Raw genomic sequence first — 10,300 nt, forward strand, 5'->3', positions numbered from 1 at the left:
CCCGGTTTCTACCCGGCGCTGCCCCCCCCCCCACCCCGGCCCCCCTGCGGGCCCGCCCGGGGGGGGGGGGCCCCCGCCCCCGGCGGCCGCCCCCACCACCCGTCCACCGGCCCGTCCGTCATCCGAGACCCCGTCCTCGCCTTCTTGACCCGCCCCCGGCCTGCTGCTTTGATCGATGGCATGCTCACGCGACTGGACCTCACGCAGCGACGCCACGTCGACCTTGCGCGTGTCTCCAGCTCCGCCTGTCGCCCCCGAGGCTGACGCCACCCCTCGCCGCCGCCCGGCCCCACCTGGACCGCGCGCCCGCCAGGAGCCCGCCTCGCCCTCCCGCCGAGGGAGCCCCCGCATGCCCGCGTGACGCCGCGGACGCGGTCATCCGCGCATGCCCGGGAGGTGGCGTCCCGGTGTGCGTCCGCGTTCCGGGCCCCGCGCGGCCGACCGCCTCCCCGCCGTCCGAAGGGCCCCTCCATGGCTACCGTCCTGTCCATCTCCGGCAGTCCCTCCGCCACCTCCCGCACCGCCCGCCTCGCCCGCCACCTCGACGCCCGCCTCACCGCCGCCGGTCACCAGGTCATACCGCTGGACGTGCGCACCCTGCCCGCCGAGCCGCTGCTCGGCGCCGACTTCGGCCACCCCGCCATCGTCGAGGCCACCGCCCAACTCGCCGCCGCGGACGGCGTCATCGTCGCCACCCCTGTCTACAAGGCGGCGTACTCCGGGCTCCTCAAGTCCCTCCTCGACCTCTTCCCGCAGTACGGGCTGAGCGGCAAGACGGTGCTGCCGCTCGCCACCGGCGGCAGCACCGCGCACGTCCTCGCCCTCGACTACGCGCTGCGCCCCGTCCTCAGCTCCATGGGTGCCGACCACATCCTGCCCGGCTGGTTCACCCTCGACCGCGACATCACCGTCGCCGCCGACGGGTCCGTCACGGTCGCCCCCGGTTCCGCCGAGGCGCTCGGCCGGGTCCTCGACCAGTTCGCGGCCACCCTGCCGCGCACCCCCCTGTACGCCGCCGCGAGCTGACGCCCGCTCCGCTCCGAAGCCCCGCCCGCCGCCCGTCCGGCCGTACACCCGCCCCACCGCACCGATCGGAGCCCGACCCGTGCCCCTGACCTTCCACTGGTTCCTGCCGACCAACGGCGACAGCCGCCACGTCGTCGGCGGCGGCCACGGCACACCCGTCAACGAGGCGGGCGGCGACCGTCCGCCGACGATCGCCTACCTCTCCCAGATCGCCCGGGCCGCCGAGAACCTCGGCTTCGAAGGGGCGCTCACCCCCACCGGCGCCTGGTGCGAGGACGCCTGGCTCACCACCGCCATGGTCAGCCGGCAGACCGAGCGCCTGAAGTTCCTCGTCGCCTTCCGGCCCGGCTTCGTCTCACCGACCCTCGCCGCGCAGATGGCCTCCACCTTCCAGCGCCGCAGCGGCGGGCGCCTGCTGCTCAACGTCGTCACCGGCGGCGAGAGCCAGGAGCAGCGCGCCTACGGCGACTTCCTCGACAAGGACGCCCGCTACGCCCGTACCGGCGAGTTCCTCGACATCGTCCGCAGCCTCTGGCACGGCGAAACCGTCGACCACCACGGCAGCCACCTGCGCGTCGAGCAGGCCCGCCTCACCCAGCTCCCGGACCCGGTCCCGCAGGTCTACTTCGGCGGCTCCTCGCCGGTCGCCGGGGAGATCGCCGCGCGCCACAGCGACGTCTACCTCACCTGGGGCGAGCCGCCCGCCCAGGTCGCCGAGAAGATCGCCCGGATCCGCGGGCTCGCCGAGAAGGAGAACCGCACCGTCCGCTTCGGCATCCGGCTGCACGTCATCGCCCGCGACACCTCCGAGCAGGCGTGGGCCGAAGCCGCCCGGCTGCTCTCCGGCTTCGACCAGGAGACCGTACGCTCCGTGCAGGCCGGGCTCGCCCGCAGCGAGTCGGAGGGACAGCGGCGCATGCTCGCCCTGCACGGCGGCGGCCGCGACGGGCTGGAGATCCACCCCAACCTGTGGGCGGGCATCGGCCTGGTACGCGGCGGCGCCGGGACGGCGCTGGTCGGCAGCCACCAGGAGATCGCCGAACGGATCGAGGAGTACCACCGCCTCGGCATCGACGAGTTCATCCTCTCCGGCTACCCGCACCTGGAGGAGGCCTACTGGTTCGGCGAGGGCGTCCTGCCGCTGCTCGCTGCCCGGGGGCTGTGGGCCCGCCCCGGCTCCCTGCCCGCCGCCGCGCCCGTCCAGGCCCCCTTCGCCGCCGCGAGCTGACCGGCGCCCTCTGCCGTCCACCCGCCCCGGCCCGCGCCGACCGCCCGAGCCGGGGCGGAGTGGACGTACCCCGTACCCGCGCTGGCATGATGCGGGCCATGAACGATCGCATCATCGCCGCCTGTGACGGAGCCTCCAAGGGAAACCCCGGCAAGGCAGCCTGGGGCTGGGTCGCCGCCGACGCCCACGGCAGCCCGGAGCGCTGGGCCGCCGGGCCGCTCGGTACCGCGACCAACAACGTCGCCGAGCTGACCGCCCTGGAACAGCTCCTGAAGGCCACCGACCCGTCCGTCCCCCTGGAGGTGCGGATGGACTCGCAGTACGCGATGAAGGCCGTCACCACCTGGCTGCCCGGCTGGAAGCGGAACGGCTGGCGGACCAGCGCGGGCAAGCCCGTCGCCAACCAGGAACTGGTCGTCGCCATCGACACCCTGCTGGCAGGGCGCGACGTCACCTTCGTCCACGTCGCCGCGCACCAGGTCGGCGGCGACGCGCTCAACGCCCTTGCCGACCAGGCCGCCACCGACGTCGCCGCCTCCCAGGAGGCGGCGAGCAGCGACCTCGGCTCGCCCTGGCCGCAGCCCGACCCCTCCCGCGCGGCCGCCCCGAAGGCCAAGTCCAAGGGCGGCGCCCGCTCCGGCGCCTCCGCCCGCAAGACCGGAAGCGCGGGCGGAGGCGCCGGACGCGCCATCACCGCCAAGTTCCCCGGCCGCTGCGCCTGCGGCCGCCCCTACGCGGCGGGGGAGAAGATCACCAAGAACGGCAGCAGCTGGGGCCATCCCGAGTGCCGTGAGGCGGTCACCGCGGGCTGACCCCGCCCGGCGGCTCCCCGGCCGCCGCCTCCACACCGTCCAGCAGCAGCGCGAGCCCGGCCGCGTGGGTGGCGTCCATCCGCTCCTCCCACGACGCCGGCGCCTCGCCGTCCCCGGTGGCCGCCGCGTCCTCGGCCGACAGTCGCACCGACAGCGGGAAACGCTCCGCGAAGTCCGGCGCCACCTCGCCGAGCCGCGCCGAGCGCTCCGCCCACCACTCGGTGTCCGGCACCCCGGTCGCCGCCGCGGCGAGCCGCGCCTCCGCCCGCGTCCGCGCCCCGCCCCGGACGAGGTCGAAGAGGGAACTCGCCGCCGCGCGCAGCGTCCCCGCGGGCAGGCCCGTCGCGAAGAGGACGCCCGCCAGCGCCTCCATGACCCGCTGCTCGCAGGGGCCGAGCACCGGTCGGGCGTAGGAGACCTGGAGCAGCCACGGGTGGCGCAGGTACAGCGCGCGCAGGTCGGAGGCCCAGGCCGTCGCGGCGGCCCGCCAGCCGTCGTCGAGCGGGTAGGCGGCGGGCAGCTCCGCATGCGCCCGGTCGTACATCAGGTCGACCAGCTCCGCCTTGCCCGGCACATAGGTGTACAGCGCCATCGACGAGCGGCCCAGCCGGTCGGCGACCGCCCGCATGGAGAGGGCCGCCACCCCGCCCTCGTCCGCCACCTCGACGGCCGCCGCGACCACCGCGTCGACGCTCAACGCCGGTTTCGGCCCCGGACTCGGCCGCCCGCCCCCGGCGTCGACGGCACCCCACAGCAGCTTCAGCGAGCGTGCAGCATCTCCCTGACCGGCGATGATGCTCAACACTTCCTCCTTCTCCCACCACGCGGCTCCGGACGCCGCACGACTTCTTACGCCGTACGGTATCGTCCGCCACGTAATAGCTTACGGCGTACGGAATCATGTGGTGCCCGGTGCGGCACCCGACCAGGGGAGGCCCCCATGCCCACCGCGACCCTGCACGACGGCACCCGTCTCGCATACGAGACCCACGGGAGCGGACCGGCCGTCCTGCTCCCCGTCGACCCGGTGCCGACCGAGGGCGCACGCGCCGAGGAGCTGCGCCGGTGGGGGATGGACCCGGCGCTGGGGCGCACCCTGGTCGAGGGCCTCGGCGACGCCTTCCAGATGATCGCCTTCGACTACGAGGGTCACCGCATGCGCCACCCCGCCGCGGCCCTCACCCCCGACCACCTCGCGGCCGACCTGCTGGCGGTCGCCGACGCCGCGGGCGCCGACCGGTTCGCCTACTACGGCTACTCATGGCTGGCGCTCGCCGGTCTCCAGCTCGCGCTGCGCACCGACCGCCTCGCCGCCCTCGCCATGGGCGGCTTCCCGCCGCTCGGCGGTCCGTACGCGCAGATGCTGCGGGTCACCGCGGCCGCCCACGACATGGCGCGGCGGCCGAAGGCGCCCACGGCCGAGCCGGAGCCGGCCGGCGGGTCCGGCGTGGAGGGGGAGCACGACTGGTCGAGCGTGGAGATCGGGGCGGACGGTGCGCAGACCGGCCAGTTCCTGGCCCTCTACCAGGCCCTCGACGGTTTCGACGAGGAGGCGGCGCAGAGCCGGGTCGGCTGCCCCCGGCTGTGCTTCGCCGGATCGGCGGACGTGATCCCCTACGGACCCGAGTGGGGCGGCGTGACCGTGGACATGGCCGGGCCGCTGACGCACGGCCGGACCCGGCTGGAGGCGGCGGGCTGGCAGGTCACGGTGCTCGACGGGCTCGACCACACCGGCGCCGTGCAGCCCGGCGCGGTCCTGCCCGTCCTGCGCCCCTGGCTCGCCGAGGTGTACGGCGGCTGAGGCCTCCGTGCCCGGCGCCGGTGCTCACCGCTCCAGCTCCTTGTGGGCGGTCTCCGGCAGCCGCAGGTAGACCACGGACGAGATCAGGCACAGCACACTCACGTACCAGGGGAACAGCCCCGGGTGCCCGAGATCCTTGAAAAGCGTCCCCATGTACGGCGCCGTGCCGCCGAAGAGCGCGACCGTCAGCGAGTAGGGGAAACCGATCCCGGCCGCCCGCACCCGCGCCGGGAACACCTCGGCGTTGACCGCGGCCGAGACCGAGGTGAACCCGGTCAGCAGCACCATGCCCGCCAGCTGCACCAGCAGCAGCGACAGCAACGACCCGGTCAGTGCCCGCAGCAGCGCCACCGAGAGCAGGGCGAAGCCGACCCCGAAGAAGAGCAGCAGCGGCTTGCGCCCGTACCGGTCCGAGAGCATCCCGCCCACCGGCTGGAGCAGCGCGAAGACCGCCAGCGAGACGGTGCCGACCAGCAGGGCGTCGGCCTTGTCCATGCCGACGTTCAGCTCGGCGTACGTCGGCAGGTAGGAGGTCCAGGTGTAGTAGGCCAGCGTGCCGCCGGCGGTGATGCCGCAGATCAGCAGGGACTGGCGCGGATGGTGGCGCAGGGCGTCGAAGAGGCGGGGCTTGGGCGCGCGCTGCTGCTCCTCGCTGCGCGTCTCGTGCGCGCCGCGCCGGATCCAGAAGCCGACCAGGCTCAGCACCGCGCCGAGGACGAAGGGGACGCGCCAGCCCCAGCCGTCCATCTGCCCCGGCGAGAGCGAGGAGACGAGCAGCGCGGCCACGCCGGAGGCGGCCAGCTGGCCGACGGTGGTCGACACGTACTGGAAGCTGGAGAAGAGGCCGCGCCTGCCGGGCCCGGCCGACTCCACGAGGAAGGTGGTCGAGGCGGCGAACTCGCCGCCGACGGAGAGGCCTTGGAGGAGGCGGGCGATCACCAGCACCACCGGCGCCAGCAGGCCCGCCGAGGCGTAGGTGGGGGTGAGGCCGACCAGCAGGCTGCTGCCGCCCATCAGCAGGATCGTCACCGTCAGCGCCGCGCGGCGGCCGCGCCGGTCGGCGACGGCGCCCATCAGCAGCCCGCCGACCGGCCGCATGAAGAAGCCGACCGCGAAGACGGCGAAGGTGGAGAGCAGCGGGACCAGGGAGTCGTCGGCGTCCCGCGGGAAGACCTGGTCGGCGATGTAGGTCGCGAGGAAGGTGTAGGCGTACCAGTCGTACCACTCGACAGCGTTGCCGACGGAGGCGGCGAGGAGCTGGCGGGCGGGGCGTCGGGGAGGGGTCGTGACCGTGACGGCATCTGTCATGGTCCTGACCTTTCCCCCGCATACCCCCTGCTCACGCGCGGTTCGACGGAGTCGACACACTCCCGTCACGCGAGGCCGCCTTCCGTCGCCAGTCTGCCCCGCCGTTTGGTGCGGCCGGTGATCGAACGCAAAATCACGGGCGCTGAGTCAGCAAAAAGTCAGCAAGAGCCCGAGGTCAGTACATTGCCTACCATCCCCAAGCAGCTCGCCCGCGGCATGGGCACCTTCGCCAAGGCGTGCGGTTGCGCCCAGCCCACGCGTTGCCGGCATCCCTACTTCATTCGCTATCGCGACGCGGGCGGCAAACAACGGGAGGAGTCCGGCTTCCGCACCCAGGACGCCGCCAAGGACCGGCTCGTCGAGCTCTACGCGCTGAAGGCCACCACGCCTGCCGCCGCACCACCACCGTCCACGACGGTGACACGACCACCGTCATCCCGCCGAAGGGCGGCACCGCCACCACCACCCTGGTCGACGCACTCGGCCGCGTCGTGGAGAAGCGCGCCTACACCAACGAGGCCCGCACCGCCCACCAGTCCACCACCTACACCTACAACCACCGGGGCAACCTCGCGGCCATGACCGCCCCCGACGGCACCGAGTGGAGCTGGGAGTACGACGCCCGGGGCCGCGAGATCACCGCGGACGACCCCGACAAGGGCACCAGCAGCACCACCTACGACGAAGCCGACCGCCCCGTCACCACCACCGACGCCCGCGGCACCACCCTGACCACCAGCTACGACGCCCTCGGGCGGCCCACCGAGCTGAAGCAGGGCTCCACCACCCGCGCCGCCTGGACGTACGACACCGTCGCCAAGGGTCAGCCCAGCAGCGACACCCGCTACCTCGACGGCGAGCCCTGGACCAACTCGGTCACCGCCTACAACGACCGCTACCAGCCCACCGCCACCAAGACCGTCATCCCCTCCACCGCCAAGAGCGTCGCGGGCACCTACTCCTGGACCCACGGCTACAACCAGTACATCGGCCTTCCGGAGTGGACCCTCAACCCGGCGATCGGCAACGTCCCCCGCGAGCGCGTCACCACCGTCTACACGGCCGGCAACCTCCCCAACGTCCTCACCGCCGGCTCGGTGACCCTCGTCAACAAGACCTCGTACGACTTCTTCGCCCGCCCCGTCCGCGTCGAGCTGGGCAACCTCGGTCAGCGCGTCTACGACACCCGCAGCTACGACGAGCACACCGGCGAACTCACCCGCCGCACCGTCGACGGCGACATCGCCCTGCGCATCCAGGACACCCGCTACGGCTACGACGACGCCGGCAACACCAAGCGCATCTCCTCCACCGAGGGCCAGGACGCCGCCGCCGTCACCGACACCCAGTGCTTCGCCATCGACGCCCTGGGCCGGCTGACCGACGCCTACACCGCCAAGAACGCCGACGACACCTGCGCAAAGGCTCCGACCGCGGCCACCGTGGGCGGCCCCGACTCCTACTGGCACTCCTACAGCTACGACGCCACCGGCAACCGCACCCAGGAGATCCAGCACCCCACCGGCGGCGCCTCCGGCCAGGTCACCCGCGCCTTCGCCACCGACGCCGACGCGGCCGAGCAGCCGCACGCGATCCGCTCGGTGACCACCACGGGCGGGACGGCCGCGGGCACCGAGTCGTTCACCTACGACAAGGCCGGCAACACCACCTCCCGCACCGGCGGCCCCCGCCCCCAGGAGTACACCTGGGACGCGGAAGGCCACCTGGCCACCGTCACCGAGAACGGCAAGAAGACCGAGTACGCCTACGACTCCGCCGGCCAGCGCATCCTCGCCGCCAACGCCGACGGCTCCACCACGGCCTACCTGCCCGGCGGCAACGAGCTGAAGGTCTCCGCCTCCGGCACCGCCACCGCCCAGCGCCGCTCCACCGATTGCGGGACTTCTGCCGAGGCGCAGGCCCGCGGCCCGGCGGCCGCGATCCCGTAGCCCTCCCTCCCTGTCGGACCCGGCGACCTGTGACTCGGGCACGTCACCCAGCGAGCCCTTGTGGCCAGGGTGATCTGTTCGCGGCGGCCGCCGCCCTGGGCTCGTGGAGCCCGCTGGGTGGCGGACCGCACAGCCCGGTGCTTCTCGTTTCGTCGTACGACAGGTTACGGCGCGTCCACCAGGATGCGGCCGTCGGCCGGGGTGGGGGACGCGAGGCCGCCGGCATAGGCGGATTGGACGCGGGAGCGCTCGGCCGCGTTCGGCACCGCGTTCGTGCAGTTGGTTCCGGCGCTGGAACCCGACATCAGCTGGGAGCAGGGGCCGGGCTTGGTGTCCGGCAGGCCCAGGCTGTGGCCGAGTTCATGGGCGGCGATGCGCGTCTTGTCGTGACCCTCGGTGACCGCCTGGCTGCCCAGTTCCACTCTGGCCTGGCCGCCGGGGCGGACCGGGCCGAGTGTGGCCTGCGGCCAGCCGCTGGTGGCGACGATCTGTATCTCGGCGCGGGTACCGGGTGCGGCCTCGACGAGCTTGACGTTGTCGACGTTCGCGTTCCAGGAGGCGACCCCCGCGGAGATTGCCGCCTCCCAGCCGACGGCGCGGCTGTCGTCGTAGCGGAGCGTCACCGCGGCTGCCGTGCTCTCCGCCGCCGTGTCCGGTGCGGGAACGGCGTGTGCCGCGGTGGCCGTGGCCAGGGTGATCGCCGCGGCGACACCAGCCGCCTTTAACCATCTGGAAGCGAGCATTGCTGTCCCTTCATTCATGGGAGGCTCGGCACGGAGCCGAGCGAGTGGGAGGGCCGTCGGTTCGCGGCGGCCCGAAGGGCCTCGATGGCCGTTTGCACTCCTCCCGGGCCACAGAACCTGTGCCGCGATCGCGCCTTGGTCATGCTCCTGTCATCGGATTAGGCCGGAAACACACCCTGCCCGGTGGCAGCGCGACGTCATCGGTGTCGAGGCCTCTCCGTACCCTGGGGGCATGCGCATGCGACCCACTCTGAGCTGGACTCCCACCGAGGAGCCGCCGCCGGGCACCACGGACCTGGAGCCGGTCGCCGAGGCCTTGGGCGCGGGCGGGGTGCTGGTCCTGAGCGGAGCGGGCATCTCCACGGAGTCGGGCATCCCCGACTACCGGGGTGAGGGCGGGAGCCTGAGCCGGCACACCCCGATGACCTACCAGGAGTTCACCGCCGACGCCGGCGCTCGGCGCCGGTACTGGGCGCGCAGCCATCTCGGCTGGCGCACCTTCGGCCGGGCCCGGCCCAACGCCGGGCACCGGGCCGTGGCCGCTTTCGCGCGGCACGGTCTGGTCTCGGGTGTGATCACCCAGAACGTCGACGGCCTGCACCAGGCCGCGGGCAGTGAGGGCGTCGTGGACCTCCACGGGCGCCTGGACCGGGTCGTCTGCCTCACCTGCGGAGCCTTCAGCCCGCGCCGCGAGCTGGCGCGCCGCCTGGAGGAGGCCAACGAGGGGTTCGCGCCGGTGGCCGCCGCGATCAATCCGGACGGGGACGCCGATCTCACGGACGAGCAGGTCGGGGACTTCCGTGTGGTGCCCTGCGCCGTCTGCGGCGGCATTCTCAAACCGGATGTGGTGTTCTTCGGCGAGGCGGTGCCCCCGCAGCGGGCCGAGCACTGCCGCGCGCTGGTCCGGGAGGCGAGCGCGCTGCTGGTCCTGGGCTCCTCGCTGACGGTGATGTCCGGTCTCCGGTTCGTCCGCCAGGCCGCCCAGGCCGGGCAGCCGGTGCTGATCGTCAACCGGGACCCGACCCGGGGCGACCGGCACGCCCTCACCCGCGTCGCCCTGCCGCTGGGGGACGCCCTCACCGCCGTGGCCGACCGACTGGGCGTTCCCCTGGACGACGCGGAGGCTGCGGGGCCGGGGCTACCGAGTGAACCTGGGCCTTGACGCTAACGCGGGCATTTCGTCAGGGCCGGGCTCGGCCTTAATCGGGTCCAGGATGCTGAGCGCAGGGACCCTGGAGGACGGCCTGCCAGTAAAGGGTTCGAAAAGTTCAGATTGGGTCGGCTGGTTCAGATGGGGGCGGCTTGGGTCGGGCACGGGCTGGGGTGTAAGCGACTAGATGTATTGACCCGCAGCGTTGTTGACGCGGCTGATGGGTGGGTGCCCGTCGAGTGCGGTGTGGCAGCGGTGGTGGTTGTAGGTGTGGAGGAAGTCT

10 protein-coding genes and 1 pseudogene are annotated in these 10,300 nt (G+C 73.4%); 7 read left to right on the forward strand and 4 right to left on the reverse strand.

Features of this window, described 5'->3' with window-relative positions; all coding sequences use genetic code 11:
* Positions 1 to 180: 180 nt before the first annotated feature.
* The 4 genes from ACFWMZ_RS27715 (at position 181) to ACFWMZ_RS27730 (ending at position 3,066) form a co-directional block, all read left to right on the forward strand.
* A complete protein-coding gene (locus ACFWMZ_RS27715) occupies positions 181 to 264 on the forward strand; it encodes a putative leader peptide (RefSeq protein ID WP_383204898.1) in 84 nt (27 codons plus the stop codon).
* A gap of 207 nt (positions 265 to 471) precedes the next feature.
* A complete protein-coding gene (gene ssuE / locus ACFWMZ_RS27720; RefSeq protein WP_383204887.1) occupies positions 472 to 1,026 on the forward strand; it encodes an NADPH-dependent FMN reductase in 555 nt (184 codons plus the stop codon).
* Between the two features lie 79 nt (positions 1,027 to 1,105).
* Complete coding sequence (locus tag ACFWMZ_RS27725; RefSeq protein WP_383172084.1) at positions 1,106 to 2,254, forward strand: LLM class flavin-dependent oxidoreductase; 1,149 nt, start codon at positions 1,106 to 1,108, stop codon at positions 2,252 to 2,254.
* 86 nt (positions 2,255 to 2,340) lie between these two features.
* Positions 2,341 to 3,066, forward strand: a complete 726-nt coding sequence (locus ACFWMZ_RS27730) for a ribonuclease H (RefSeq protein ID WP_383172082.1) — start codon at positions 2,341 to 2,343, stop codon at positions 3,064 to 3,066.
* Here ACFWMZ_RS27730 and ACFWMZ_RS27735 read toward each other — a convergent pair.
* A complete protein-coding gene (locus ACFWMZ_RS27735) occupies positions 3,053 to 3,868 on the reverse strand; it encodes a TetR/AcrR family transcriptional regulator C-terminal domain-containing protein (RefSeq protein WP_383172080.1) in 816 nt (271 codons plus the stop codon). The genes ACFWMZ_RS27730 and ACFWMZ_RS27735 overlap by 14 nt on opposite strands.
* Before the next feature lie 138 nt (positions 3,869 to 4,006).
* Between ACFWMZ_RS27735 and ACFWMZ_RS27740 the strand changes: the two genes are divergently transcribed.
* Positions 4,007 to 4,867 carry an alpha/beta fold hydrolase gene (locus tag ACFWMZ_RS27740; RefSeq protein ID WP_383204890.1) on the forward strand — a complete coding sequence of 287 codons (861 nt, stop codon included), beginning with the start codon at positions 4,007 to 4,009 and terminating at the stop codon, positions 4,865 to 4,867.
* Between the two features lie 24 nt (positions 4,868 to 4,891).
* Here ACFWMZ_RS27740 and ACFWMZ_RS27745 read toward each other — a convergent pair whose 3' ends face one another.
* Complete coding sequence (locus ACFWMZ_RS27745; RefSeq protein ID WP_383172076.1) at positions 4,892 to 6,175, reverse strand: MFS transporter; 1,284 nt, start codon at positions 6,173 to 6,175, stop codon at positions 4,892 to 4,894.
* A 236-nt stretch (positions 6,176 to 6,411) separates the two neighbouring features.
* On the opposite strand from ACFWMZ_RS27745, the gene ACFWMZ_RS27750 reads away from it, so the two are divergent.
* On the forward strand, positions 6,412 to 8,124 hold the full coding sequence (locus ACFWMZ_RS27750) for a hypothetical protein (protein ID WP_383204893.1): 1,713 nt from the start codon (positions 6,412 to 6,414) through the stop codon (positions 8,122 to 8,124).
* A gap of 164 nt (positions 8,125 to 8,288) precedes the next feature.
* Here ACFWMZ_RS27750 and ACFWMZ_RS27755 read toward each other — a convergent pair whose 3' ends face one another.
* Positions 8,289 to 8,867, reverse strand: coding sequence for a snapalysin family zinc-dependent metalloprotease (locus ACFWMZ_RS27755; RefSeq protein WP_383204895.1), 579 nt, complete (start codon positions 8,865 to 8,867; stop codon positions 8,289 to 8,291).
* Between the two features lie 238 nt (positions 8,868 to 9,105).
* On the opposite strand from ACFWMZ_RS27755, the gene ACFWMZ_RS27760 reads away from it, so the two are divergent.
* Positions 9,106 to 10,029, forward strand: a complete 924-nt coding sequence (locus tag ACFWMZ_RS27760) for an NAD-dependent protein deacetylase (protein WP_383172352.1) — start codon at positions 9,106 to 9,108, stop codon at positions 10,027 to 10,029.
* A 171-nt stretch (positions 10,030 to 10,200) separates the two neighbouring features.
* On the opposite strand, the pseudogene ACFWMZ_RS27765 reads toward ACFWMZ_RS27760, so the two are convergent.
* A pseudogene (locus tag ACFWMZ_RS27765) lies at positions 10,201 to 10,300 on the reverse strand (IS481 family transposase); the annotation flags it as partial.

This window comes from Streptomyces sp. NPDC058373 (assembly GCF_042723275.1).
In the GTDB taxonomy this organism is placed as follows: Bacteria; Actinomycetota; Actinomycetes; order Streptomycetales; family Streptomycetaceae; genus Streptomyces.